Raw genomic sequence first — 25,057 nt, 5'->3', positions numbered from 1 at the left:
ACCTGGACCTTGGCGCACAGTTGGCGTTTGTCGGCCATGACCGCCGTCGCCAGGTCGACGACTCCCGGCCCGTCCTGCGTGTCGGTCCGTAGCATGGCCTTGTTCACCAACGCGTAGGCCACAAGCTGAGGGTCGTGGGCACGGTGGGCGGCATCCAGGGTCTCCGCCCGCCAACCGGCGGACTGCCGCAGCTCTCCGGCGTCCTGGTACAGCCACCCGACTAACGCGGCATATGCCGTACCGACACGCAGCAGCTCACGCCGCAACACGTCCGGAGCCTGTCCTGAAAGGTCGCGAATCAGCTGGTACTGAGCGATCACTGTGGGGATGAGGTGGTGAGGACCCAAGTACATGTCGGCCTTGTAGTGGCCTTCCAACTGGGTGGCGAAGTAGTCGACGAGTTCAGGGGCGACATGGTCTGTCATCGCGGTTCTTCCATGCGGTGCGATCTCCCAGGGAACGGGCGGCCCGACCTGGTGACGGCCGAACAGGTCGGCCTCGCTCAGATCGAACGCCCTGCACAGTAGCTTGCGGTAGAGCGCGCTCGGCTGGTTGGCGCCCGCCTCCCAAAAACGGATCATCCTGCAGAGGCTCTGCGGCTCCGCCAGCTGCGCCTCGGCCCCCGCCACCTCCCGCAGCAGGGTCGCCAGCCCGCGCAGGCTGAGCAGCCGATCCTCCCTCTCACGGCGCAAGCGTGCAGCCCATGGAGGCGTGTCATCGTTCATGCGAGTCCACCTGACGCCGGGAGGATGAATAGGAGTCGAGCCAACCTCGCTACTCCTCAAGTCTCCACTTCTATCCCCTGCCCCGTCACGGTGAGATTGATCTGCAGCGACCCGTGGGGCGGGATGGACCCGCCAAACCGCGCGAACGGTTGACGGGTCCTTGATCGGACATCGGAGGTCCGACCCAATGCCGAACCTTAGAACCACGGCGCCCCATGCGCATCCCCCTTCCGTCACATTGATCTCACCGCCGGCAACAACCGCACCTCGCTCCTCCACAACATCGCCCACAGGCCGCGCCGCGCGTCACCTCGCCGAAAAGTTCGCTGGCCTGGGCATTGTCGGCAAGGTCCACCAGCGTGGCAGCTTGGCGGTCCTGGTCTTGGAGAACGGCATCAACGTGTGGGTGGACGACATGGGTGTCTACCGCTGGTGGAACGGGCAGATCGACACGACCGGCCGCCACGTCTACGCCGTATGCCCGTGGGCCGTGCCGGATACGGTCGCACGCCAGATCTGGTCCCGTACCGGTCAGCAGAGCCACCGAGCTTCCGCAGCTGCGGGAGCGCTCCCCTGAAACCGGCGCCGCGAAGGCAGGGCCATTCCGTCTTCGCGGCATCACCTGACGCACACGGTCACCCGCAGGGCCGTGCGTCGGCACCACTCCCGCCCGCGTGGGACTGGTGTCCCATGGCACGGTCCTTGGCCGCGCCGCGTTAGACCGCGCCGCTGTGGAGTGTGGAGGCTCCCGGAGGTGCGGCGTCTGGACCGCACGGGCCTGAGTGAGCAGGTCCGTGCGGTCCTCCCCCGCTAGATGTTGAGACCGAGCGGGGACGGCCGGTACGGCGTGAGCCCTGGCGAGGAGCTTCGCCATACCGGCCCCAAGAACCAGGCGCGGGGACGTCCGCACAACGGACTCCGTCCTTTCCCCGCGCCGCAACACCCCTGCACGCCCCGCTGAGAGGCCGGGAACCGTGCGGCGGGTCCGGCGCCGATCACGCCGTACCCGGTGGGAGGGCCGGCGCGGACGGAAGGAGGGCTGTCCGCGCCGGCCCGGCAATCCCCCGGCGGGCTTCTGCCCCGCCGGGGCTCCTACTCCCCTGATGTGCGTGCGAGAGGAATCGACATGCCCGACGAAAGCACCGTGGTCGACCTGCTCGGTACGGCGGTGCACGCCGACATCGCCGTGACCCCCGGCCGGTGGACGGTGGGACCGGCCTTCGAGCGTGCCCGTTCGGAATCGGCCGTGTTCGCCGGCCCCGCTGAGGCCCTGAACTGGATCGGGCGCAACCTCGCCGGCCTGCGGGACGCCGTCCGGTTCAGCGCCGCACACGGAACCGAGGACGGATGGCAGCTGGCTGAGGCGCTGCACTCCTGGTACCTGAACCGGGGTCCGAACAGCGAGAGGGTGGAGGTGTACACGTCCGGGCTGGACAGCGCGCGGGAGTCGGCCCACCCGTTGGCACTGCCCCAGATGCTCACAGGGTTGGCTCTGGCCGAGAGCGGCGTGGCCGATTACGTAGGCGCCAGTCGGCATTTCCACGAGGCGCTCCCCCTCTGGCACCAGGAGAGGCACGAACTGGGAGAGGCCGCCGTCCACTCCGGACTCGGCGTGATCTGCATGCGCACTCAGCGCGCCGAACGGGCTGTCGAGCTGTTCCAGGCGGCCTCGGCCATCCACGAGCGGCTCGGCCGCCCACGCGGGACGGCGCTGATGAGCAGGCGCCTGGGTGAGGCATGGGGCGCTCTGGGTCGGCATGAGCAGGCGTGCGAGCGGCTGGCCGCCGCCCATGAGGCGTTCGCCGGGATGGGTGATGAGCGCAACGCGGCCCAGTGCCTGGTCTCGCTGGGGCGGCTCCACCTGGCGTGCGGCAGTCACGGTGCTGCCGAGACTGCCCTGAACAGAGCGATCATCGCCCATGGTGAACTCGGCTCCACACGTGCCGAAGCCCGTGCGAGGGTTGCCCTGGCCGATGTCCTTTCGGCTTCGGCCAACGATGCCTCCGCCGTACGGGAGCAGCTTTTGGCCGCGCTTGGACTGCTCCCCCACGATGACCAGGAGGCCGCCGACATCCACGCCCGGTTGGACGCGCCGTAGGAACCGAGCGAGCAGCACGCCCGGCGAGCCACCGGCTGGCCGGGCCTCTCGCGTTTCTACCAGCTGTGGCAGCACTCGCGTGACCTGGTCCAGGGCGAGGTGATTTCGCTCCCCAGCGACTACTGGAACAGGTCAAACGCGGTCATTGGGCCTGAGATCCCGGCACTGGCGAGCAACTACTTCGCCCGTTAAGCCGTGGTGAGGAACGAATCACGGCTTGCCGATCGCCCCCAGCCATCCGCGGTGGCCGGCCCCCTGTGGCGATCGTCGTGCCGCATACGCACACAGCCAAAGACGGCTCGGAACACTGCTTGCCACGTGCGAAGCGGCTCCGAGAACAAGACGCCCTCGCGTCTAGCCCTTCGCCACGTCGTCGCGGCTTGTCCTCGTTGCCGAAGGGCCGTTCTGGCCAGACGGGCCATGTTTCGGCGCGTGTTCGTGTTCGCCGCCCGTCCTGGGCGGTGCGGGCTGGGACCGGCCGAAGGCCGCATGCCCAGCCCGCTGACCGACCGGGGCGGAAGTGCGGTCACGAACACGCGCTGCCTATTGCCCAGGGAGCACAAATCTCCCGGCACACGGCAAGGGGCGGGCGCGACGCTCACCATCTGATCCGTAGGGAAGGACGCATACCTCGTCAACGACGTCCCCGCCTAGTCAGGCGTTGGATACGGACTGGCGGAATGCGACCGTATAAGTCGCTGTTGCTGTACGCGCCTGCTGCACAGCAAGCGTCCCATCACAAGCCGTCATCCTTGACCAGCCTCCTGCAAGTGGCAACCCGACCCGGAGCGCAGGGCCTCCAGGCCCAAGCACCGGAAGCTGGGCGGCAGCGATTCGCCCCAACCACGAACGCTGAGTTGCGAAGTGAGCGAATCGTGAGTACACAACCAAGGACGACTTTAATGGAATTTCCGTATGCAGCTGGAGCGGGCCGATATTGGTGACGCGCCCGCAGCTCTGCAGGTGGTATCTCAATTACGGATTAGGGATTTCCCAGCAATAGCTAGGGCAACAATTCCCGGAGAATCCTACCCATCGTCATCCTCGCTAAAATATTCTACACCATTTGATCCAAACTCAGCGAATGCTTCCATATCAAAGTCGACAGGCGCCAGATCTGGTCTTGGCGTGACTGCGCACTGCTCAAGAGGTTCACTTTCGCTAATTATTCTGATTACAAAATTCGTGGCGTCTTTAACAAAAGATCGATCCGCGACAGCCGTGGCCGACTCTTCATGCAGGTTCGCTGCTAGATCAGTCCAGTTCGCGCTCCCAATCCATACAATGTCAGGAACGAAGTGGACACCCGTGAAATCTTCGTCGTCCTCATATGTGCCGCCCAACACAAGCATCTTGGAATGGAGCAACGGAACTATATTGTTGCCACTCTGCTGGTATCCGAAGACTCGCAAAGGACCGAGAGTGCTTCCTGTACGCTCGCCTGGCCCAATTACGCGTGGATGGCCGTCAGGACAAACAGGGGCTAGATCATACAGCTTTGAGAACCATTCCGATTCCACTGGCAGGCCGTTTTGATGGTATATATTAAATGCCGCGTGAGCAATTTCTCCCCTAGCTGGCTTATTGATCAAGGATACAGCTTGGCATGGCTGCCAAGCGTCGAGCGATCCCTACATGACTAAACCATGGGACACACCCAATCGCAGCCGGTTCAAATCGGCCTCGTGGCCGCTCCAGATGTCGATCTAGGAGTTCGCACAGACCGGCGATTACGCCGTGTTTCCCCTTACCGAACCAGTGCCATGCCTGTCTTGATCTTTCCCGGCCAACTACGTCGAGATCCCATTTACTTAGAGCCTCCCGAAAATGCTTCCGCTGCATTTCGATGAGGCTAGTTCGACTTGCACTCACGGGTGGATCTACGGTCACTACACCTTCCTCGTTCACCTGGCGGAGGAAATGCTTGTCATCTAAGCATCCTCTTTAGGAATGCACGCACCACTTGGTCCAGGTCACCGTTTTGAACGGTTTCCTCTACCAGAATCCGCTCAATATGGACGATCCCGCTATTTTTCCAGTGGCGATCCCGTGTTGCATCGGCACCCGCGCGCCCACGATGGTAAGGTCCGTCAACTTCAATCAGACCCACTCGCCCCTCTCTAACTATTAAAAAATCAGGAGTCCAAGCCGAGCCAGTTCCGACTCGCCCTAGCGGCAAAGGGAAGATGGAGATCGTGTTTGCTTGATCGCGCTTAGAGAGTTCGACTTGAGCGCGCTTGAGAGAGTCATAAACTCTAATCTCTTCGAGAGATTCAAAGTTAAATTGATCGCGTCGTAGCCTCGGATCGGGATCCGTTCGTACAGCATGATTCGTAACTCTCTCCCCAGACAGACGTGAGTATAGAGATTGCCGCCACCCTTGACCAACAGAAGGAATCGCTGCACCAATCTTCAGATCGTGCAGGTAGATATTCTGACGTGCAGCAATCAGCTCAACAACGGCCTGAATCCTCTCGATTAAATCATCTGTCAGTCGACTAACTACCCATCCGGGGACATTCAAGACTGCACGGTGGTAAGTGCGACCGAAATTCTCCTCAGAGAAAAGTAAGTCAATCCCTTCGGCGTCTATGAGTACTGCAGCCGCTTCGACGTCGCCTTGCTCGTCAAGGTAGAAAGCTGTCTGGGCCAGGATTAGCTCTGTTGTAGGCAGTTCTTCAGCCTGGGATTGCGAACCACGGGTGGGAGAGGTCACGATCCCACTGTAGAGTGCGCGGCCGACAAGTTGCGAGTGCCCTTAGACATGATGGTCAACGCGTGAGTGGTGCGGGCCGCGACCGGCCGGAGAGCCGCAGCACGGCCCGTGCCCACCCGACGCGCGGCGGGCTGCGAAGCGGCCCGCCTTTAATGACGTAGAGAAAGTCCTCATCCTGCGCTATTCGCCGTCCATGTACGGTATGTCAGGTCATGCACGCAAAGAATCTGAAGGTTCTCGCCGAGTAGTTTGCCCAGCTTGTCGGCGTCGACCGGTTCGGCGTGTCGAGCTACTGTCAGTTTTTCTGCCAGTTGGTGATCTTTGCTCCTCGTATCGTCTGGGTGGGCGACGGAAGGGGTAGCCAAGGTGGCCTCCGAGCAGATGACCACGGGCCAGAGGATCGCGCGGGCCCGCCGGCGGAAGGGTTGGGATCAGGTGACGCTGGCCGAGATGATCGGCCGGTCCGTGTCGTGGATGTCGAAAGTGGAGAACGGGCGTCTTCCTCTGGACCGGATGAGTGTGCTGGGGCAGGTCGCCGAAGCGCTCGGGGTGGAGATCGCCGAGTTGACCGGTCAACCGTACCGGCATGAGACCGATGACCTGGACTCTGGACATGCGGCGATCCCCGGTCTTCGCCTGGCGCTTCAGCAGGCGACCATGCCGGGCGGGGCGATACTGCTCGGCAACCGGGTGCCCCGGCACCTGGACGAGCTTGAGGCGAATGTGAGGCTGGCCGAACGGCTGCGGCAGGACGCCAAGTTCACGGCTCTTGGTGAGGTGCTCCCCCAGATCATCACCGATCTGCTTCTGATCACCTCGGACTCGTCGGCCGACCGGGACCGGGCTGAGGCGCTGATGCTGCGTGCGTGCCACATGGCGCGGGTCACCTCCAACCTGCTGGGTCATCACGACCTGGGGTGGACGGCTGTGCAGCGGGAACTTGTCGCGGCTCAGCAGGTCGGGGCGCCCGATCTGGTGGGGCGGCCTCGTGGGATCTGTGCGGGGTGTGGCTTCATGAGGCGTCGCTGGACGCGGCCAAGGGTGCGGCGCTTGCGGCGCTGGATCGGATTGAGCCGTTCGTGGGATCGGGGGATGCGACTGTTCAGGCGCTGTGGGGTGCTCTGCACCTGCGGGCGGCTGTCGCCTACTCGCGGTTGTGGTCGCAGGCCGATGCCGAGACCCACCTTGCCGAAGCGCGCCGGGTGGCCGAAGGGCTTCCCACCGACGGCAACGTGTTCCAGACGCAGTTCAACCGAGTGAACGTGAACATCCACGCGGTGGAGGTCAGCATGGAGCTGGGGCGTCCGCGGGATGTGGTGAGTCGGGCCGAGCAGGTGGAGATCGCGCTGATCGGTTCGCATGAGAGGCAGGCGCACTACTGGACGTGCACCGCCGCCGGCTTCCACATGAACGGCAAGGAGAACGAGGCGGTTGAGGCGCTAGTGCGGGCCGATCGGATCGCGCCCCAGCATGTGAGGAACCGTCCCCTGGTGCGCAACATGGTGCGTGACCTGCGCAGTAGCGGCAAGCACACCCGGCAGCGTGAGGTCTCGCATCTGGCCCACGTCATGCGGCTTGCCTGACTGCTGATCTCGGTTGGGCGCGTGGGCTCGCCAGTACGCGAACCGGTAGGGCCTCACTGCCCTGCCCTCATCAAGGGAGCTGCCCGGTGGGGCTGAGCGAGACTGAACGTCAAGCGCTCTTGCGGGACCTGTTACAGATCACGTCCGCCTTGGATGAGCTTCAAGAGCGGGCGGTACGGCTCAACGCTCGGATTGATCGGGCAGGACAAGAGCCTCAAGCTCGTCCATCCGTGACGACAGTCGACGGATGTTCTCGCTGATCGCGTCAAGCTGCTGAGAGAGTACTTGGAACTCCGGGCTGGGCTCGTCGGCACCGGTAGGGCGTTCGGGGGCGCTCTCCGGTTGGCCGATAACAAAGCTGCCTGTGCCGTGGCGGGTCTCGATCAGCCCTTCTTCGCGGAGTACTCCGAGAGCGTTGCCTATGGTCATCATGGCCACGCCGTGCCGCTCCGAGAGTTCGCGGGCCGACGGCAGTTGCTCGCCCTGGGCGTACTGGCCGGCGGCTATGGCCTGACGGATCTCGTCGGCAATGCGCAGGTAGGGACGTCGCCGGTCCTTGGGCGTACTCATACCCCCAGGGTAGACCTCTTAGCTATCTAGGTCTCTAGGCAACCCGCAACAAATCTCAAGCCTTAGCAGACAGATCGTTTGAGAAACCTAGATAAGTAGATATGCTGATATCTAGGTAGAGCAGATCAAGGAGCTGTCCAATGCGTAGCCTTCCGATGCCCATCGACGTCGCCAACCTCGACATCACCTGTGTGAGCGACCCCGTCCCAAGTTGAAGAACCGCCAGACCGGCGAGGTCAAGACCGATGCCGACGGCAACGTGGTCTACGAGGTCGGGCTTGCCGTGGCCGACCACGACGGCCGGATGGAGCTGATCAAGGTCTCCGTCGCCGGGGAACCGCCCGTCCGGCGTGGCATGCCGGTGACGCCGGTGGGTCTCCAGGCGGGAGTCTGGGAACAGGTCATCGGCGGTCAGCAGCGGTGGGACGTCTGGTACCGCGCGGCCACCATCACCCCTTACACCGCGCCCGGCTACGGCGCTGGTGCTGAGGGGACCGTGTGATGGAGTGGCTGACCGACATCCCACGCCCGGTCCTTATCGGCGCTGCCGTACTCGTGGCGCTGTGGGTCTGGCGCACACTCCACCCCGCTTCCTGGTGGTATGCGGTCGTCTTCCCTCGGCGGGTTCTGCGGCTGCGCTGGTCCTGGCGGCATGTGGCCTCCGGGTGCGGGCTCACCAAGAAGCGGCACGTGTGGTGGTTCACCGTGGTGCCCAACCTGATCGCCTCGACCGGCGTCGTGCGGGTCAAGAGGAAGTTCCAGCGGGTCGAGGTCGACCGCAAGCCCTGGATGGGACTCCCCCGGCCCACCCCCTCGGGATGGCGGGTCACCTTCCGTCTGCTGGACGGGCAGATCCCGGCCGACTACGCGGCGGTGTGCGAACGGCTGGCGCATGCCTGGGGTGTGTACGCGGTTCGCGTGGTCGGCGAACGGCCTGGATGGGTGACGCTGGCCGCGAGCCTGCACGATCCGCTGGCCTTCCTTCCCGCTCCCGAACCTGGTGAGGAGGGGGAGGGCGACCTGCTCAAGGTCGTGGTAGGGCGACTGGAGACCGGGGAGATCTGGGCGATCGACTTCCGGAGCATCCCCCACTGGATCAACGCCGGGGCCACCCAGTCCGGCAAGTCCAACCTTGTCAACGCCCTGATTTGCGGGCTCGCTCCGCAGATGGTGGCGCTGATCGGGTTCGACCTGAAAGGCGGGGTCGAACTCTCCCCTTACCGGCCGCGGCTGCCGGCCTTGGCCACAGCGAGGGGCGAATGCGTGGCGCTGCTGTCGGACCTGCTGCGGGTGATGGCCTGCCGTGAACACGGCGCCCGCAACGTCTGGCAGCTCCCCGCCCACCTTCGGCCGATCCCGGCCGTGGTCATCGTGGATGAGCTGGCCGAACTCTTCCTCATGGCGGACAAGTCCGAGAAAGAGGAGGTGGCGCAGACCTCTACGGCACTGCTGCGCCTGGCCCAACTGGGCCGCGCCTTCGGCATCTACCTGTTCTTATCGGGGCAGCGCATCGGCTCCGACCTGGGCGCGGGGGTGACTGCGCTGCGGGCTCAGATGTCGGGGCGCATCTGCCACCGGGTCAACGACCCGGAGACGGCGACCATGACACTCGGCGACCTGGACCCTGGGGCGCTGACCGCCGCCAGGTCCATCGCGGCCGACTCTCCTGGCGTGGCGATCGTGACCGGTGCCGACGGCCGGTGGTACCGGGCTCGGTCCCACTACGTCACTGAGCGGTCGGCCGAATATGCGGCCGAGACCTACGCCCACATCACTCCGTCCTGGCAGCAGCTCCTCGCCTCGGGGCTCGGTCACGACCTGGCCGACCTGCCCAGTGCGAACCGCGCCGAACTGACCACCTCCTAAGGCTTCAGGGAGTCCGCGTGAAGGTTCTTCGTCGCGCTGAGGGATGGCTGCTCGACTCCGGACCGGTGGTCTTGGTCGCGCTGATCGCGGGGGCGGGCTCGTTCACCCACATCCGCGACACCGCCGCCGAGTACGGCCAGACCGCGCCGATGGCATGGGCGATCGCGGTCTGCGTGGACCTGACGTGCGTCATGGCCGCACGAGAACGGCAACGCGACAAGCGGTCCGGTCGTGGCCGGCGCGGCGTGGTGTCCTGGCCGACGCTCGTCCTGTGCGGTGGAATCCTGCTCTCTTTGGCGGCCAACCTCGCTCAAGCCGATCCCTCGCCGTGGGGGTGGATCATGGCTGCTACTCCCGCCGTCGCCTTCCTCGTCGCCGTCTCGTTGCTGGAACGTCGGGCTGCCGCCCCGACCTCGGCCCCCCTGTCAGCCCCGTCTCCTCCGGCCGACACTGCTGGCGTGGCATCCCCAGACATGCCAGGCCTGTTCACGACCACCAATACCCCACTGCCCTCATCGGCTCCCGCCCTTCCTGGTGACGGGAACACACCGCATCAGCTGTCAGACACCGGACCTGTCCCAGCTCCCCCGCCGTCCGCCGAAGCTCCGGCAGCTCTTCAGGCTCATGCTCGCAAGGTCGCGGCCGAACACCTGGCCCAGTACGGCAAGCCGATCACCCGTGACCTCCTGCGGGCACGGCTCGGCATCTCTTCCCATCTCGCCTCGGTCCTGCTCCGCGATGTGCAGGCCGATCCCTCCACCACATGAAAGGAACGCCGATGATTCCCCACGTCGACCGACGTCCCGTGATTGAAGGACTTCGAGCGCTGGCCGACCTCCTCGACAGCAATCCCCGCATCCCCGCACCACGGGGCGTCTTCGCCGTGCGCTGCGTCTACAGGTCGACCGATGAAGAGGCCGCGGCCGAGATCGACCGCATCGCCGGTGAGCTGGGCACGGAGACGGCACTTGAGAACAGCAGCTACCACACTCAGATCCACCTCGGGCCGGTCCGCTTCAAGGCAAGCGCGATGCTCCTCACCCCCAGCACCTTGCAGCCGACCAGGTACCGGTGCGACGACTGCGCAGGGACCGGGCTCGACGGCCTTGCGCAGACCTGCGACACCTGCGACGGCACCGGCTTCTGCTGACCGTCCGGCGCCCCCGGCGTGGCCGCACATCCGCCAAGACGTATGCCACGTCGGGGGCCAACCCCAACAGACCTCATCAGACTGAAGGGACCACCCCCATAGTGCCCCCTGCCTCGGCCAACTCGCATGCCATCGCCGGAATCGTGAAACGACTCAACTCCCCCGACTTCGACCGGTGGGCCGCACAGATCAGGCGCACCGGCGGCTGCCGGCAACCCATCCACCTACGCGGCCGTGTCCGCCACCTCGACCAGGCCACCGGCCAGACCCTGCACACCTACACCACGGCCAATGAACCTGACGGGCTTCTCCGAGTGCCCTGCAAGACCCGGCGCGCCTCCCGCTGCCCCGCGTGCGCAGAGATCTACAGGGCCGACACTTACCACCTGGTCCGCGCGGGTCTGGTCGGCGGCAAGGGTGTCCCCTGGTCCGTCTCCGCCCACCCTGCCACGTTCGTCACGCTGACCGCCCCGTCCTTCGGGCTTGTCCACACACGGCACGTGAAGAACGGCAAGGTGCAACCGTGCCACGCCCGACGGGACGCGGAGACCTGCCCGCACGAACGCGTGATGTCTTGCACAGTGCGCCACAGCGACGAAGACAAGCGCCTCGGTGAGCCCCTGTGCCCCGACTGCTACGACTACACCGGCTCGGTCCTGTTCAACGCGGTGGCGCCCGAGCTGTGGCGGCGCTTCACCCTCGCCCTGCGCCGATACCTGGCCAAGGCCGCCGGACTCACCGTGAAAGCGCTCGGCGACCACCTGGTGGTCTCCTTCGCGAAGGTCGCCGAGTATCAGCGTCGGGGCGTCGTGCACTTCCACGCGGTTGTCAGGCTCGACGGTCCCGACGGCCCAGCGGGCACGCCCCCGTCCTGGGCGACGGCCGACCTACTGGCCGACGCCGTACGGCATGCTGCGCACGCGGTTACCGTTTCCGTCCCCGCTGCCGGTGACAGGTCCGCGGTGGTCTTCCGTTGGGGCGCCCAACTCGACGTCCGCCCGATCACCTTGCACGGGGAACTGACCGATCAGGCCGTGGCCGGCTACATCGCCAAGTACGCCACCAAGGCCGCCGAGTGCACCGGCACACTCGACCGCCGGATCAAACCGACCGACGACCTGTCCGCACTCGACCTGCGCGACCACCCCCGGCGGCTGATCGCCGAATGCCTGCGCCTGGGCGCGACGGAAGAACTGGGAGAACTCCGGCTCACCCAGTGGGCCCACATGCTCGGCTTCCGGGGGCACTTCTCCACCAAGTCCCGCCGCTACTCGACCACCCTCGGCGAACTGCGCGCAGTGCGAGCCGACCACATGCGTGGACCCGACATCACCACCGGCCGCCTCCCGCTCTTCGAGGAGGACACCGTCTTGGTGGTCGCCCACTGGGAGTACGCCGGACAGGGCCTTTCGCTCGGTGAGCAGGTCATCGCGGCATCGCTCGCCCCTCCCCCTCGAACCGCCACCACTGCGGCACATGGAGCCGCCCGTGAATGAGGAACTCCTGACCGTGCCCGACGCCATGGCAGTTCTCAAAGTCAGCCGATGGACGCTCTACTGCCTGATCCGCTCAGGTGAGTTGCCCTCGGTCCTGGTGAGCAAGCGCTGCCGCCGCATCCCCCGCAATGCCCTGAACGGCTACATCGCCCGACTCTGCGAGGACGCTGCCTGATGCCCCCGAAAGCTGCACTCACCACCCCCGACGAAGATCCGGGCAATCGGAGCGGCGCCCCTAAATCCCGCCGTACACGAGCCAACAGTGAGGGCTCCATCTTCCCCTACCGAAACGGTTACGCGGCCTACGTGTGGGTCACCACTCCCGACGGGGCGAAGAAACGCAAATGGGCGTACGGCAAGACCCGCGATGAGACTCACAAGCGGTGGCTGAAACTCCACGAGGCAGCACGTAAAGGGCCGGTGGTGACCAAGTCACAGTCCCTGAGCGCCTACCTGAACCGGTGGCTGAACGAGGTCGTCCGCCCCAACCTCGCCCCGGCCACAGCCAGCAACTACGACATGTTCGTCAGGCTCTACATCGCTCCAAAGCTCGGCTCGAAGCGCCTCGACAAGCTCACCCTGCGAGACGTTCAGACCTGGCACAACCAACTCAAGCTCACCTGCCACTGCTGCGCACAGGGCAAAGACGCCAAACGCCCCAAGAGCCACCGAAACCCGAAGGTCAGGCAGCGATGCTGTGCCGTGGGCAACTGCTGCTCTCAGCTTGCCTCTGAGCGCACCGTGCGCGACGCCTGGACCGTGCTCCGGGCCGCTCTGAACAATGCCGTCAGGGAAGAACTCCTCCCCCGCAACGTCGCGGCACTCAGGCGCGTGAACAAACCACGGCGAAAAAGGGTCAAACCGTGGTCCGTCGATGAAGCCCGACAGCTCCTTGAGTCGGCCCGCACCAACGGCGACCCGCTGTATCCGGCCTACGTCCTGATCCTCTGCCTCGGCCTGCGACACGGCGAACTACTCCGCCTCCGCTGGAAGGACGTCGACCTCGACGCCGAAGAACTCACCATCGGCTGGCAGCTTCAACGCATCGGCGGCAAGCTGCTCCACCGCCAGACAAAGACCGAATCCTCAGACGCACCTCTGCCCTTGATCGACATGTGCATCACCGCCCTCCGGGAACGCAAAGCCGCTCAAGACACGGCACGAATCGCAGCAAAGTCGCCCTGGCCCAAGAACGGACTCGTTTTCACCACCCGCACCGGCCACCCCATCGAGCCACGGAACTTCAACCGCAGCTTCGCCAAAGCGATCAAGAGAGCCGAAGTCCGCCAGATCCCCGTGCACGCCACCAGAAAGACCTGCGCCTCGCTGCTCGTAGCGCTCGACGTCCACCCGAGGATCGCAATGCAGATCCTCCGCCACAGCCAGATCGCAGTGACCATGAACATCTACAGCGAGGTCTCCTCCGAGGACACCCGGAAGGCGCTCAAGAAGCTGGGTGAGAAGTTGCTGTAGCTGTACTTTGCTGCTGTACGACGTCAAAAAGGCCGCTTCCCGATCATGGGAAACGGCCTTCGACCTTCGGTGGAGCTATGGGGATTTGAACCCCAGACCCCCTCGATGCGAACGAGGTGCGCTACCGGACTGCGCTATAGCCCCGAAGACTTCGACTAGGTTAGCAAACTTCCCGACCTCCCCGCGCCACGCGGGTAGATCAATCCCCCACCGCCCGCCGAGGCGGCTCGGCGTACTGGTCGAAGAACGGGTCGTGCTGGTGAGCCGAGAGTTCGATCACCTCGGCGTCGGGGACCTGTTGGGCGGCCTGCTGGGCGGCGAGGTGTGCGGCGTGACGGCGGGCGCGTTCGCGGCGGTGGTGGCGGGCGCGGGCTTCGGCGGCTTGGCGGCGGCGTTCGGCGTCGACGCGTACGGCGGCGCGCAGGACGGTCAGGTGCCCGGTAATGAGGACGAGTGAGGGGGCGATGCCCCACCACGGGATCACTCGGACAGCAGCCGTGATCACGGAGGCGAGGACGAGGAGGGTGCACACGAAGGTGCGGCGGCGCCGACGGGCGAGGATGACGGCGCGGCGGCGGGCCCTGGCGCGCCTCGAGTTGGGGCGGGTGACGGGCGGCGTCTCGACGGGCACTGGGTCGGGCACGTCCTCCGTACCGGATGTCACGGAGGGTGATGAGTCCGTCTCCTCCGCAGGAGCGGGTTGCTCGTCGGCCTCGGGGACCGTGGTGCTGTCGGCGACCGGCTCATGCTCTGTCAGGTCCGTGCGGTCCCTGCCGATCCACATGGGGACGAGGACGCACAGCCACATGACAACGATGGCGATGTAGAGGAGAGCACCGCTCACGAGGACCTCCGGGCAGCACAAAAACGCCTAGGGTCGCTCGGCGTTCTGAATGTGCTCACGTCACGCACCGTAAGACCGCGTGTCACTAATTGACGAGCATTAAGTGCGGTGTGTCGCGAGATCGTCAAACCTCTTCGTGGGGAGAGCCACCGTGAGCTGCCGCTTCACGGGCCCTCCGCCACTGAACCAGAAGTCCGCGAGGCACGTCTTCGACGGTCAGCGCATAGCAGATATGGTCACGCCAAGCGCCGTCAATGTGTAGCTGACGGCGTCTAATGCCTTCTTCCCTGAACCCAAGCTTTTCAACCACTCTGCGGCTCGCATGATTTTCGGGCCGGATGCTGGCTTCGACCCGGTGCAGCCCTGCGGTAAAGAAGCAGTGATCGATGGCCATGGCGAGTGCGGTGGGAATGATGCCCCGCCCGGCGACACGTCCATCGATCCAATAGCCCACTTGGGCAGACCGGGCAGAGCCCCAGACGATCGCCCCAATGGTGAGTTGACCCACAAAAGTCCCACCAAAGGTCACAACCCACGGCATCGCCAACCCTTGCCGCGCCTCTTTCCGCAGGGTGCCCACCATCGAGGTGTAGGGCCCAAGCCCGGTACGAAACAGGGGTGTCTCGGGATTACTGGGCTCCCAAGGACGTAGCCAATCGGCATTGCGCAGCCGGGTCTCCCGCCAGACCCGCACATCACGCAGGCGCAGCGGGCGCAGGCCCACCGGCCCCTCGCTCAGCGTCGCGGGCCAGCCACGAAATCGCTCCACATCTCTCATCATCCCCCGAAGGCACACGAACTCGCCATGGGGTCAACGAGGATGGTCTCCCCCGCCAATCTGGTCCACCGCATGGCGCAGTACCGGAGCGAGAACGGCCATGCCATCGCGAACCCCTCCAGACGAGCCGGGAAGGTTGACGATCAGGGTACGGCCGGCCTGCCCGGCCAATCCTCGCGAAAGAATCGAGGTGGGAACCTTCTCCCGGTTGATCCCCCGGATAGCCTCCGCAATGCCGGGAATTTCGCGATCAATCACCCGCCGGGTTATTTCGGGGGTGAGGTCGAGCGGGGTCAACCCCGTGCCGCCCGTTGTGACGATCACGTCGTAACCCCCGGAAACCCCCGAACGCAGCGCGACCTCCACGGGATCGCCGTCGGGCACCACCACCGGGCCGTCCACCACCTCACAGCCCGCGTCCACGAGCAATGAGACCAACAGTGGTCCGGAAATATCGGCGTAAACCCCGGCTGAGGCTCGGTTCGACACCGTGATCACAAGCGCCTTCATCGGCCGACCTCAGGACGCCAAACGCCGGTCTTGCCGCCCGTCTTCTCCTCCACCCGGACATCGGTGATCACCGCCGCCGGATCGACCGCCTTGACCATGTCGATCAACGCCAGCGCCGCGACGGTGACGGCGGTGAGCGCCTCCATCTCCACCCCGGTGCGGTCGGCCGTTTTGACCGAGGCGACGATCTCCACCCCGGCGTCGACGACGGTCAGCTCCACCTTGACGCCGTGGATCGCGATCGGATGGCACAGCGGCACCAGGTCCGGGGTGCGTTTCGCCCCCATGATCCCGGCGATGCGGGCCACGCCCAGAGCGTCCCCCTTGGGGATGTCGCCGGAGCGCAACAACGCCACCGCTTGCGGAGCAAGCAGGACACGCCCGGAGGCTCGTGCCGTACGAGCACTGACCTCCTTGGCCGAGACATCCACCATGCGAGCCGCACCGGTCTCATCGAGATGGGTGAAACCATCACTCACAGGGGAATCACCTCGACCTCGGATCCTTCCGGTAGTTCGGTCACCTGCTCGGGCACGACCACAAGCGCGTCTGCCATCGCGAGCGCCGCGAGTTGGTGAGAGCCCTGTTTGACCACAGGGGCGACGGTTTTGGCGCCGTCGGGACCGATGCCGAGCCGTCCACGCAGATAAGAGCGTTTGCCGGCGGGAGAGCGCAATGCCGCAGTCGTCACGGCAGTGATGGTTTCCGGCGGTCCGGCGGGCAATCCGCGCATCTTTCGCAGCGCCGGCTCCACGAAGAGCATGAACGACACAAACGAGGACACCGGATTGCCGGGAAGCGTGAAGATCGGGATCTGATCCTCACCGACCACCCCAAACCCCTGGGGCATGCCCGGCTGCATCGCGACCCGCTCGAAGCGCACGGTGCCGAGCGGCCCAAGCGCCTCCTTGACCGGTTCGTAGGCGCCCATTGACACACCGCCGCTGGTGATCACCACATCGGCCCGCAGCAGTTGAGCGTCGAGCTGATCGAGCAGCACCGCCGCATCGTCGGGCACGATGCCCACGCGGAAACCCTCTCCGCCGGCCTCACGAACCGCCGCAGACAGGGTGAAACTATTGGACTCCCAGATCTGACCGTCACCCAGCGGCGTGCCGGGCTCGGCGAGCTCCGCCCCCGTGGACAAGATCACAACTCGGGGCCTCGGCCGTACCAGAACCCGGCGCCGGCCCACCCCCGCGGCAATGCCGAGTTGGGTGGGCCCGATGATCGTGCCGGGTGTGAGCACCACGTCGCCCGCGCTCACGTCCTCGCCTACGCGCCGGATCGCGTTGCCCGCGGTGACCGATCGATTGACGACCACGGCGACGCTGCCGCCGTCGGTCCACTCCACCGGCACGACCGCGTCGGCCCCCGCGGGCATGGGCGCCCCGGTCATGATGCGAACGGCGTGGCCCGGCCCGACGGCGTGGATCTGCCCGTCCCCCGCGGCCACGTCGTCGACCACCGGCAGTGTCACCGGGTTGGTCTCCGAGGCGTCCACAAGATCGGCGGCGCGTACGGCATAGCCATCCATGGCCGAATTGTCGAACGGTGGAATCGGCACAGGCGAGGTGATCTCCTCGGCCAGCGTCGTGCCGAGCGCCCGCTCGAGCTCAAGCTCCAGCGGCGCCAGCGTGCGGACGGTGGCGAGGATCTCACCGAGGTGGTCGTCGACGGATTTCATCGTGTTGAAAGGTAGTCCTTCAGCCAGGGTACAAACTCGCCGGCCAGGTCCTCACGCTCGGCGGCGAACTGCACCACCGTGCGGAGATAGTCGAGCTTGTTACCGGTGTCGTAGCGGCGTCCGCGGAACAACACACCGTGCACGGGGCCGCCGTCGGCGGAGCCGCGTCCGGCGAGTTCGCGGAGGGCGTCGGTGAGCTGGATCTCGCCCCCGCGGCCGGGCGGGGTGTTCTCCAGCACCTCGAACACGGCGGGGTCTATGACATAACGCCCGATGACCGCCCAGTTCGAGGGGGCGTCCTCCAGACGCGGCTTCTCGACAAGATCGGTGACCCGCACGACGTCGTCGGCGTCGGTGGGCAGGATCGCGGCGCAGCCGTACAGCGACACCTGCTCCTTCGGCATCTCCATCAGCGCGATGACACTGCCGCCATACGTTTTGCGCACCTCGATCATGCGCTGGAGCAGCGGGTCTCGGTGGTCGATCATGTCGTCGCCGAGCAGGCAGGCGAAAGGATGATTTCCGACATGCTGCTTGGCGCACAGGACCGCGTGGCCGAGACCGCGCGGCTCGCCCTGACGCACATAGTGGAGCGTGGCCAGGTCAGCGGGCTCTCTGACCTGGGAAAGCCGTTCGTCGTCCCCCTTGGCCGTAAGAAGATCCTCAAGCTCGATCGCCCGGTCGAAGTGGTCTTCGATCGAGCGCTTATTCTTGCCCGTCACCATGAGGACATCGAGGAGTCCAGCGGAAACCGCCTCTTCAACGACATACTGGATGGCGGGCTTGTCAACGATCGGCAGCATCTCCTTGGGGGTCGCCTTGGTCGCAGGCAGGAACCGGGTGCCCAGCCCTGCGGCAGGGATGACAGCTTTCGTCACCGAGTCGAAGTCAGCCATGTAGGAACCCTAGTGGAGGACCCTTTGGACAAGCGGAACCGCCGTCGCTCCATCCTGGCCGCGCGGGCCGACATGTCCGAGGATCTACGGCGGATTAGTGCTACTTCGACCAGAGAACTCCTGCTTGACCAGCCGTGGGTGCAAATGGCCGGGCTTGTCGCCTGTTATTGGTCAATCAGCACAGAGCCGGACACCCATGGTTTGGTCTTCGCCTTGTGGAAACATGGGGCCACGGTGATGCTTCCCGTGCTTTGCGAGGACAACGACCTTGACTGGGCGGTCTACGACGGTCCGGACACCCTCACCCCCGGCCCCTTCGGCCTCATGGAGCCTGTGGACGTCAGGCGCGGCGTCGACGCCATACGCACCGCCGCACTCGTGATCGTGCCCGCACTAGCGGTGGGCCGCACAAACGGCGTACGGCTGGGCCGAGGCGGCGGATCCTACGATCGCGCCCTGGCCAGGGTGGGGCCGAATGTGCCGACCGTCGCCCTGCTTTATGAGGATGAACTGGTCGACACGATCCCCACAGAGGCACACGATCAGGCCGTGCGATACGTAGCACGCCCATCGGGCGTGCACGCGGTCGGAGCCACGGCGGCACAAGCCTGACAAACGCCCTGTACGGCTTGCGCTGCGGAGTGTGACGAATGTCATACATGTGGACATTTACCTGTTTTTCATGATGCAGGGCCGAATGCCGTAACCAGGGCAGCGCCCAACGCGCCCCCACGCCGCAGCGGCGGCCGATCCACCCGTGCCCCTATTGCGTCGCGCGGGCGGTTCAAACCCGCATGACCTGCATCTATCGCCACTCCGGATACTCCTTCCGGCGCTCCACTCGCACAGCCATCGCCGGGCACTGTGCCCATTTCCCACGCTCAGGTGACACGTCTTCCCGGATTACGGGAATCAGACCTTTGCCGACTTGATCGACATCTCTTCTCACGTTGAGTAGCAGATCAACCACCCAAAGAGCGGACGTGGTCGCCCAAGGTAGACCATTCGGATACCCGGAGTAGCCGGTTATATAGGACACTATTGCCTGTCGGATATAGAGAGGGGGTCAGGTGGAGCTGGATGTCTGGCTGCTTCTGGGTGCTGGTGTCGTTATTGCGGCGATCGCGGCGGTACGAATGGCACATCGCAGCGGATTTCCCTCACTCCTGATCTTTCTCGGCCTAGGACTGCTGCTCGGTGAGGGCGGCTTCGGGATCCAGTTCGAAAACGCCGAACTGGCCCAGCAAATCGGCCTGTCCGCGCTCGCGCTGATCCTGGCCGAAGGTGGTCTCACCACGAAGTGGAGCCACGTACGCCGCGCCGTACCCAGCGCACTTGTGCTGGCCACGGTGGGGGTGGCGGTCAGCATTTTGGCGGTAGGCGTAGCGGTGCACCTTGTGCTCGGGTTCAGCTGGCACACGGCGATGCTGCTGGGCGCGATCCTGGCCTCGACCGACGCCGCGGCGGTCTTCTCCGTATTGCGCCGCCTGCCGCTGCCCCCCAAGCTCGCGGGCATATTGGAAGCCGAGTCCGGTTTCAACGACGCCCCGACCGTGATCGCGGTGGTCCTGCTCAGCACCTCGGGCACCCAATTGCCCCATCTGGGCAACGCCCTCGTGGAGATCGGCTACGAACTCGTCATTGGCGCGATCGTCGGCCTCGTCGTCGGTCCCCTCGGCTCATACGCGCTGCGCAGAGTCGCGCTCCCTGCCTCCGGCCTCTATCCGCTCGCCGTCCTCGCCCTGACCTTCGTCGCCTACAGCGGCGCCGCTCTATTGCACGGCAGCGGATTCCTGGCGGTCTACGTCTGTGCCCTGATCCTGGGCAACGCGACACTTCCGCACCGCTCGACCACCCGCGGCTTCGCCGAGGGCGCGGCGTGGCTCGCCCAGATCGGGCTGTTTGTCATGCTCGGGCTCCTGGCCAGCCCGTCCGAGCTGCCCTCCGCCATCCTGCCCGGCCTGATCGCCGGCGCGGTGCTTGTATTCATCGCCCGGCCACTGTCGATCGTGGTTTCGGCGGCGGTTGCACGGTTCACCAGAATTGACCACCTCCACTGGCGTGAGCAGGCGTTTCTCGCGTGGGCCGGTCTGCGGGGCGCCGTCCCGATCATCCTGGCCACCATTCCGTGGGCGGCGGATGTGCCGGGTGCGAAGCTTCTGTTCAACGAGGTCTTCGTCATCGTGGTGGTCTTCACCCTGGTTCAGGGGCCCACCTTGCCCTTTGTCGCACGCATGCTGAAGGTGTCGGTCGCAGGTCAGACGCAGGACCTCGATGTGGAATCCGCCCCTCTGGATGAACTCAACGCGGAACTCCTGCAAATGCGCGTCCCCCAGGGCTCCCGTCTCCACGGCGTCGAGATCTTCGAGCTCCGGTTGCCCGCCGACGCCCAGGTCACACTGATCGTGCGGGAGGGACGCACCTTCGTGCCCTCCAACAGCACCCGCATCAGAGCCGACGATCAGCTCCTCGTCGTCACCACCGCATCCATCAGGAAAACCGTGGAAAACCGGCTGCGTGCCGTCAGCAGACAGGGCAAACTCGCGGGCTGGTTCGGCGAAGGAGGGGCGGAATGAGGGTATCCGGAGTCGCGTTTATGCTTATCGGCTGCTTACCATTAGCAGTCGTACCGGTAGAGTGCCAACCGGTTCGGATCGAAGAGGAGTAGCGCGTGCCCACCTACCAGTACGCTTGCACCGCTTGCGGCGAGCAGCTCGAGGTCGTGCAGAGGTTCTCCGACGAGGCCCTCACCGAGTGCCCTGCCTGCAAGGGAGCCCTGCGCAAGGTGTTCTCCGCCGTCGGCATCGTCTTTAAGGGCTCGGGTTTTTACCGCACCGACAGCCGTTCGTCCAGCTCGTCGAGCACGGCGTCCTCGCCGTCCAAGAGCGACAAGAGCGACTCCGGCAAGAGCGACACGGCCACCAAGTCCGACAGCTCCAAAAGCGAGTCCTCCTCGTCGACGAGCTCGGCTCCGGCTTCAGCGGCAGCGTCGTCCTGACTCATCGAGGCCGGTCGCACTCCGCCCCCAGCAGATGCGACGACAGGCGCGTGAGAAGCACGTCAAGCTCCGGGTGGCGGTCGGGATGCCAATCCGCGACCATGCGGCGCAGCCCCTCACGGCACTGCGCGACCAGCCTGCCCGCCACCTGACGCCCCTGCTCGGTCAACCGCAGCTCCCCGTCCGGCGACCTGCCGACGAGCCCGTCGGCGATGAGGCGATCCACATAGGGTTGTTTCCGCTCGGGGGGAACGTTCGCCTGCCGGGCCAGCTGCTCGGTCGAGGCCGTCCCCACCACGGCCAGCCGTGCCAGCAACCAGACGCATCCCGGCGGCATGCCGTCAAGCCCCACCAAGGCGCCCAGCCTGCGGTAGTAGTCGCGACGTAGATCCGCGTCCGCCAAGTGCACCAGCCCGCGCTCCACCTCGTCCAGGGACGAACGCTGCGCGGATGCTCCGCCGTACCCTTCGCCCACCGGCATGGCCTTTGTCGTCTCCCGCAGGCGCACCTCGGGGATCAACCACGACAAGCCGAACGCCAAGAGCATCACCGGCGCCGCCCACAGAAACACGCCGGAGATCGCGTCCGCGTAGACATGCAGGAACTCCGCGCGTATCAGCGGTGGCAGCGTCTTGATCACCATGGGATCCCCACGCACGGTCGCCAGGTCGAACCCCTGCGGAAGCGGCATACGGCTTACCGCCCCCGCCACCTCCTCCTCCAGCCGCGCCGCGAAAACCGACCCCAGCACCGCCACGCCGAACGACCCACCCATCGAGCGGAAGAACGTCACACCCGAGGTGGCAACCCCCAAGTCCTCGTACGGCACAGCATTCTGAACCACAAGCACGAGCACCTGCATGACCAGGCCCAGCCCGAGCCCGAGGGTCAGCAGGAAGAGCGACATGAGCGCCGTGGGAGTGTGCTCATCCAGCCGGGACAGCAGGAACATGCCGACCGTGGCCAGTCCCGTGCCGACGATGGGAAAGCGCCTATATCTTCCGAAGCGGCTGATGAGCTGGCCACTCAGCACAGAGCTGCTGAGCATCCCAAGGACCATCGGCAGCAGATAGACCCCCGACATGGTCGCGGATACGCCATGCACGACCTGCGTGTAGACCGGCAGATAGGTCAACGCCCCGAACATCCCGAAGCCCACCACAAACGCCACCGCCGCGGTGGCGTTGAACACCCGGGACTCGAACAGCCGGCACGGCAGCACCGGCTCGGCCGCCCGGCGTTCCACCCTCACCCAGGCCACCAGGAGCCCCAGAGCCGCCAGCCCCAACCCGATGATCACCGGGTCGCCCCACGGATATTGGGTGCCGCCCCACGTGCTCAACAAGACCAAGCAGGACGCCGCCGTACCCAGCAGGACGATGCCCGCATAGTCAATCGTGTGCCGCATACGCACCGGGGTGGCCGGGAGCACCGTCGCCACCACGAACAGGGCGACCACTCCGAGGGGCAGGTTGATGTAGAAGACCCAATGCCAGGACAGATGGTCCACAAACAGGCCGCCGAGCAACGGCCCGCAGACGCTGGCGGTGCCGAACACGCCGCCGAAGAACCCCTGATACTTCCCGCGCTCCCGAGGCGAGACCACATCGCCGACGATCGCCTGGGCGAGCACCATGATCCCGCCACCACCGATGCCCTGGAAGAACCGGAACCCGATGAGTTGCGCCATGCTGCCCGCCAGCCCGCACAGAGCGGACCCGACAAGGAAGATGGCGATGGCCGCTTGGAAGAGCCGCTTTCGCCCATATTGATCACCGAGCTTGCCCCACAGGGGCGTGGAGACTGTGGAAGCGAGCAGATAGGCGGTGACGATCCACGAAAGGTGCTGCAGACCTCCCAGATCGCCCACGATGGTCGGCAAGGCTGTGGACACGATCGTCTGATCGAGTGCCGCAAGCAACATCGCGAGCAGGAGCGTCCCGATGATGACCGGCAAGCCGCGCTTGCTTTCCTGAGGCCGCACATCCATGGTGGTCATGGCATCTTCCACAGATTTCCCCGGCGGATATCGCCGACACCACCGGGCGCGAAGTTTGTCACCCTTTGCGATCAATCAATCGCTCTCTCCGGTTCCATGCTAGACAGCGCTGAAACCACCAGCTCCCGCAGCAGGGTGATCCCCGTTGGTCGCGCATGCCGGGAACCAGGATGATCCAGCAGAGAGCCACCGGAAACGCACGCAGACCCCGGGCGGCAGGGTGATCCTGTAGGAAGCCACCGGAAACACACGCAGATACCGGGCGGCAGGATGATCCGGCGGGGAACCGCCGCTCGGTAGGGCGCATGCAGCAAAGCAATCTGGCAGGGAACCATCGCTCAGTAGGGCACATGCAGCAAAGCAATCCGGCAGAGACCGACTCGCATGCTGAGCGGCAGGGTTATCCACAGGCAGAGGGCCGCTGTCCCCTCTGTCCACAGAGCCGAGATTGAAGCCCAGCCGGGGCACAGCCGCCCGCTAAGGTCTCCGCCATGGTCACTCGCGCAGACATCGCCGTCATCGGCGGCTCGGGGTTCTACTCGCTGCTCGACGAAGTCGAGGAGATCGAGCAACCCACCCCCTACGGCCCACCCAGCGACGTCATCTCCGTCGGCCGCCTCGGCTCACGCCGCGTCGCCTTCCTCCCCCGCCACGGACGCGACCACCGCCTTCCTCCACACCGCATCCCCTACCGCGCGAACCTATGGGCTCTCCGCGCTCTGGGCGTGCGCCAGATCATCGCCCCCAACGCCGTGGGCTCCCTACGCCCCGAGCTCGGACCCGGCACCCTGGTGGTGCCCGACCAGCTCGTCGACCGCACCACCAGCCGCGTCCAGACCTATTACGACACGGGCGGCGCCGTCCACGTGTCCTTCTCCGACCCCTACTGCCCGTCCGGCCGCGAGACCGCCGTGCACACAGCCCGCGAGGCCGGCTGGCAGACCGTCGACGGCGGCACCCTGGTCGTCATCGAAGGCCCCCGATTCTCCACCAGGGCCGAGTCGAGGTGGTTCACCGCGAACGGCTGGACCATCGTCGGCATGACCGGCCACCCCGAGGCCGTGCTCGCCCGGGAGCTGGCCCTCTGCTACACCTCACTCTGCCTGGTCACCGACCACGACGCCGGCGTCGAAGCCGGCGACGGCGTCACCCACGAGGAGGTCCTGGCCTTCTTCGCGAGCAACATCACCCGCATGCGCTCCCTGGTCACTCAGGCGATCGAGTCCCTCCCCGAGACCCGCACGTGCCCCTGCCCAACTGCCCTGGACGGCCTCAAACTCCCGATCACCCTCCCTTAACCCCGGCCCCCGCCTCCCTGGCCCCGACGCGGCTGGTTCGCCGCGCACGCAAAGCCGTGCCCCCGACAGCACAGCCCCCGCCTCCCGCCGACCTCGACGCCGACAGTCCGGCAACGCACACGCGAGCCCTGAAGCCCGAAACCGAGATCGGGTCGACACACCCGCGAGCCCGGAACCAGTCCCGAGTCCGGTAGTCCGACACGTAAACCAAGCCGACCCCAGTGCGGATATCCCGACATGTCCGCAAACCCACGATGCCCCCGAAAGGCATAGCCCATCTCCCCCCATCCCCCCACCTCGCCAAAGGGCACCTCCAGCCCACCAATGGGCACGAGGGCACCTCCAGCCCACCAATGGGCATCGCCATGCC

26 protein-coding genes and 1 tRNA gene are annotated in these 25,057 nt (G+C 65.6%); 15 read left to right on the top strand and 12 right to left on the bottom strand.

Annotation, left to right across the window (positions count from 1 at the left end; translation table 11 throughout):
* Nucleotides 1–725: hypothetical protein (locus Ssi02_RS25125; protein ID WP_373870195.1), on the bottom strand; the 725-nt coding region annotated here is incomplete at its 3' end.
* A gap of 367 nt (nt 726–1,092) precedes the next feature.
* On the opposite strand from Ssi02_RS25125, the gene Ssi02_RS25120 reads away from it, so the two are divergent.
* Nucleotides 1,093–1,302: a hypothetical protein gene (locus tag Ssi02_RS25120; RefSeq protein WP_204029869.1), complete on the top strand. Its 210-nt coding sequence runs from the start codon at nt 1,093–1,095 to the stop codon at nt 1,300–1,302.
* 549 nt (nt 1,303–1,851) lie between these two features.
* Nucleotides 1,852–2,823, top strand: a complete 972-nt coding sequence (locus Ssi02_RS25115; protein WP_204029868.1) for a tetratricopeptide repeat protein — start codon at nt 1,852–1,854, stop codon at nt 2,821–2,823.
* A 1,028-nt stretch (nt 2,824–3,851) separates the two neighbouring features.
* Here Ssi02_RS25115 and Ssi02_RS25110 read toward each other — a convergent pair.
* Complete coding sequence (locus Ssi02_RS25110) at nt 3,852–4,415, bottom strand: hypothetical protein (RefSeq protein WP_204029866.1); 564 nt, start codon at nt 4,413–4,415, stop codon at nt 3,852–3,854.
* A 335-nt stretch (nt 4,416–4,750) separates the two neighbouring features.
* Nucleotides 4,751–5,539, bottom strand: coding sequence for a hypothetical protein (locus tag Ssi02_RS25105; protein WP_204029864.1), 789 nt, complete (start codon nt 5,537–5,539; stop codon nt 4,751–4,753).
* A gap of 381 nt (nt 5,540–5,920) precedes the next feature.
* On the opposite strand from Ssi02_RS25105, the gene Ssi02_RS25100 reads away from it, so the two are divergent.
* Both Ssi02_RS25100 and Ssi02_RS25095 read left to right on the top strand, forming a co-directional pair.
* Nucleotides 5,921–6,799 carry a helix-turn-helix domain-containing protein gene (locus Ssi02_RS25100; protein WP_204029862.1) on the top strand — a complete coding sequence of 293 codons (879 nt, stop codon included), beginning with the start codon at nt 5,921–5,923 and terminating at the stop codon, nt 6,797–6,799.
* 2 nt (nt 6,800–6,801) lie between these two features.
* Nucleotides 6,802–7,122 (top strand): hypothetical protein, encoded by a 321-nt coding sequence (locus Ssi02_RS25095; protein WP_204029860.1) that lies wholly within the window; start codon nt 6,802–6,804, stop codon nt 7,120–7,122.
* Nucleotides 7,123–7,302: 180 nt separating this feature from the next.
* Here Ssi02_RS25095 and Ssi02_RS25090 read toward each other — a convergent pair whose 3' ends face one another.
* Nucleotides 7,303–7,692: a GntR family transcriptional regulator gene (locus Ssi02_RS25090; RefSeq protein ID WP_204029858.1), complete on the bottom strand. Its 390-nt coding sequence runs from the start codon at nt 7,690–7,692 to the stop codon at nt 7,303–7,305.
* Nucleotides 7,693–7,903: 211 nt separating this feature from the next.
* On the opposite strand from Ssi02_RS25090, the gene Ssi02_RS25085 reads away from it, so the two are divergent.
* The 7 genes from Ssi02_RS25085 (at nt 7,904) to Ssi02_RS25055 (ending at nt 13,677) form a co-directional block, all read left to right on the top strand.
* A complete protein-coding gene (locus Ssi02_RS25085; protein ID WP_239129610.1) occupies nt 7,904–8,194 on the top strand; it encodes an SCO3933 family regulatory protein in 291 nt (96 codons plus the stop codon).
* Entirely contained in the window at nt 8,194–9,558 is a 1,365-nt protein-coding gene (locus tag Ssi02_RS25080; RefSeq protein ID WP_239129627.1) for an FtsK/SpoIIIE domain-containing protein, read from the top strand. Before Ssi02_RS25085 ends, Ssi02_RS25080 begins: the two co-directional genes overlap by 1 nt.
* A gap of 17 nt (nt 9,559–9,575) precedes the next feature.
* Entirely contained in the window at nt 9,576–10,325 is a 750-nt protein-coding gene (locus Ssi02_RS25075) for a DUF2637 domain-containing protein (RefSeq protein ID WP_204029856.1), read from the top strand.
* Between the two features lie 11 nt (nt 10,326–10,336).
* Nucleotides 10,337–10,708, top strand: coding sequence for a DnaJ-like cysteine-rich domain-containing protein (locus Ssi02_RS25070; RefSeq protein WP_204029855.1), 372 nt, complete (start codon nt 10,337–10,339; stop codon nt 10,706–10,708).
* Nucleotides 10,709–10,851: 143 nt separating this feature from the next.
* Nucleotides 10,852–12,204 carry a replication initiator gene (locus Ssi02_RS25065; protein WP_307825779.1) on the top strand — a complete coding sequence of 451 codons (1,353 nt, stop codon included), beginning with the start codon at nt 10,852–10,854 and terminating at the stop codon, nt 12,202–12,204.
* Nucleotides 12,197–12,379 carry a helix-turn-helix transcriptional regulator gene (locus Ssi02_RS25060; protein ID WP_204029853.1) on the top strand — a complete coding sequence of 61 codons (183 nt, stop codon included), beginning with the start codon at nt 12,197–12,199 and terminating at the stop codon, nt 12,377–12,379. The genes Ssi02_RS25065 and Ssi02_RS25060 overlap by 8 nt, the downstream gene beginning before the upstream one ends.
* A complete protein-coding gene (locus Ssi02_RS25055) occupies nt 12,379–13,677 on the top strand; it encodes a site-specific integrase (RefSeq protein WP_204029851.1) in 1,299 nt (432 codons plus the stop codon). The genes Ssi02_RS25060 and Ssi02_RS25055 overlap by 1 nt, the downstream gene beginning before the upstream one ends.
* Before the next feature lie 70 nt (nt 13,678–13,747).
* Here Ssi02_RS25055 and Ssi02_RS25050 read toward each other — a convergent pair.
* The 7 genes from Ssi02_RS25050 to galU form a co-directional block, all read right to left on the bottom strand.
* A tRNA-Ala gene (locus tag Ssi02_RS25050) sits at nt 13,748–13,821 on the bottom strand.
* A 55-nt stretch (nt 13,822–13,876) separates the two neighbouring features.
* Nucleotides 13,877–14,521 (bottom strand): divisome protein SepX/GlpR, encoded by a 645-nt coding sequence (sepX, locus tag Ssi02_RS25045; RefSeq protein ID WP_204029849.1) that lies wholly within the window; start codon nt 14,519–14,521, stop codon nt 13,877–13,879.
* 124 nt (nt 14,522–14,645) lie between these two features.
* Entirely contained in the window at nt 14,646–15,299 is a 654-nt protein-coding gene (locus tag Ssi02_RS25040) for a GNAT family N-acetyltransferase (RefSeq protein ID WP_204029847.1), read from the bottom strand.
* A 33-nt stretch (nt 15,300–15,332) separates the two neighbouring features.
* Nucleotides 15,333–15,809: a MogA/MoaB family molybdenum cofactor biosynthesis protein gene (locus Ssi02_RS25035; RefSeq protein WP_204029845.1), complete on the bottom strand. Its 477-nt coding sequence runs from the start codon at nt 15,807–15,809 to the stop codon at nt 15,333–15,335.
* On the bottom strand, nt 15,806–16,288 hold the full coding sequence (gene moaC / locus Ssi02_RS25030) for a cyclic pyranopterin monophosphate synthase MoaC (protein ID WP_275410744.1): 483 nt from the start codon (nt 16,286–16,288) through the stop codon (nt 15,806–15,808). Before moaC ends, Ssi02_RS25035 begins: the two co-directional genes overlap by 4 nt.
* The gene (gene glp / locus Ssi02_RS25025; protein ID WP_204029844.1) at nt 16,285–17,496 is read right to left on the bottom strand and encodes a molybdotransferase-like divisome protein Glp; all 1,212 of its coding nucleotides are present in this window, start codon (nt 17,494–17,496) and stop codon (nt 16,285–16,287) included. The genes moaC and glp overlap by 4 nt, the downstream gene beginning before the upstream one ends.
* On the bottom strand, nt 17,493–18,392 hold the full coding sequence (galU, locus tag Ssi02_RS25020) for a UTP--glucose-1-phosphate uridylyltransferase GalU (protein ID WP_204029842.1): 900 nt from the start codon (nt 18,390–18,392) through the stop codon (nt 17,493–17,495). Before galU ends, glp begins: the two co-directional genes overlap by 4 nt.
* 24 nt (nt 18,393–18,416) lie before the next feature.
* Between galU and Ssi02_RS25015 the strand changes: the two genes are divergently transcribed.
* From Ssi02_RS25015 to Ssi02_RS25005, 3 genes are all read left to right on the top strand, one after another.
* On the top strand, nt 18,417–19,004 hold the full coding sequence (locus Ssi02_RS25015) for a 5-formyltetrahydrofolate cyclo-ligase (protein ID WP_239129600.1): 588 nt from the start codon (nt 18,417–18,419) through the stop codon (nt 19,002–19,004).
* A gap of 458 nt (nt 19,005–19,462) precedes the next feature.
* Nucleotides 19,463–20,968 carry a potassium/proton antiporter gene (locus Ssi02_RS25010; protein WP_204029838.1) on the top strand — a complete coding sequence of 502 codons (1,506 nt, stop codon included), beginning with the start codon at nt 19,463–19,465 and terminating at the stop codon, nt 20,966–20,968.
* A 95-nt stretch (nt 20,969–21,063) separates the two neighbouring features.
* Nucleotides 21,064–21,390, top strand: a complete 327-nt coding sequence (locus Ssi02_RS25005; protein ID WP_204029836.1) for an FmdB family zinc ribbon protein — start codon at nt 21,064–21,066, stop codon at nt 21,388–21,390.
* A 1-nt stretch (nt 21,391) separates the two neighbouring features.
* Here the strand turns inward: Ssi02_RS25005 and Ssi02_RS25000 are convergent, their stop codons facing one another.
* On the bottom strand, nt 21,392–23,389 hold the full coding sequence (locus tag Ssi02_RS25000) for an MFS transporter (protein ID WP_239129588.1): 1,998 nt from the start codon (nt 23,387–23,389) through the stop codon (nt 21,392–21,394).
* 491 nt (nt 23,390–23,880) lie between these two features.
* Between Ssi02_RS25000 and Ssi02_RS24995 the strand changes: the two genes are divergently transcribed.
* Nucleotides 23,881–24,687, top strand: coding sequence for an S-methyl-5'-thioadenosine phosphorylase (locus Ssi02_RS24995; protein WP_204029834.1), 807 nt, complete (start codon nt 23,881–23,883; stop codon nt 24,685–24,687).
* The last annotated feature ends 370 nt before the right edge of the window (nt 24,688–25,057 follow it).

This window comes from Sinosporangium siamense (assembly GCF_016863435.1).
GTDB classification, from domain to species: Bacteria; Actinomycetota; Actinomycetes; order Streptosporangiales; family Streptosporangiaceae; genus Sinosporangium; species Sinosporangium siamense.
The sequence above is the reverse complement of the archived record's forward strand: the minus strand, read 5'-3'. Positions and strand labels throughout refer to the sequence as shown.

What these genes read in the sequence shown, in the direction of transcription:
- Ssi02_RS25115 (WP_204029868.1), top strand. Translation starts at nt 1,852, where the DNA reads ATGCCCGACGAAAGCACCGTGGTCGACCTGCTCGGTACGGCGGTGCAC.
- Ssi02_RS25100 (WP_204029862.1), top strand. Translation starts at nt 5,921, where the DNA reads ATGACCACGGGCCAGAGGATCGCGCGGGCCCGCCGGCGGAAGGGTTGG.
- Ssi02_RS25090 (WP_204029858.1), bottom strand. Translation starts at nt 7,692, where the DNA reads ATGAGTACGCCCAAGGACCGGCGACGTCCCTACCTGCGCATTGCCGAC.
- Ssi02_RS25080 (WP_239129627.1), top strand. Translation starts at nt 8,194, where the DNA reads ATGGAGTGGCTGACCGACATCCCACGCCCGGTCCTTATCGGCGCTGCC.
- Ssi02_RS25070 (WP_204029855.1), top strand. Translation starts at nt 10,337, where the DNA reads ATGATTCCCCACGTCGACCGACGTCCCGTGATTGAAGGACTTCGAGCG.
- Ssi02_RS25055 (WP_204029851.1), top strand. Translation starts at nt 12,379, where the DNA reads ATGCCCCCGAAAGCTGCACTCACCACCCCCGACGAAGATCCGGGCAAT.
- Ssi02_RS25040 (WP_204029847.1), bottom strand. Translation starts at nt 15,299, where the DNA reads ATGAGAGATGTGGAGCGATTTCGTGGCTGGCCCGCGACGCTGAGCGAG.
- Ssi02_RS25035 (WP_204029845.1), bottom strand. Translation starts at nt 15,809, where the DNA reads ATGAAGGCGCTTGTGATCACGGTGTCGAACCGAGCCTCAGCCGGGGTT.
- glp (WP_204029844.1), bottom strand. Translation starts at nt 17,496, where the DNA reads ATGAAATCCGTCGACGACCACCTCGGTGAGATCCTCGCCACCGTCCGC.
- galU (WP_204029842.1), bottom strand. Translation starts at nt 18,392, where the DNA reads ATGGCTGACTTCGACTCGGTGACGAAAGCTGTCATCCCTGCCGCAGGG.
- Ssi02_RS25000 (WP_239129588.1), bottom strand. Translation starts at nt 23,389, where the DNA reads ATGACCACCATGGATGTGCGGCCTCAGGAAAGCAAGCGCGGCTTGCCG.
- Ssi02_RS24995 (WP_204029834.1), top strand. Translation starts at nt 23,881, where the DNA reads ATGGTCACTCGCGCAGACATCGCCGTCATCGGCGGCTCGGGGTTCTAC.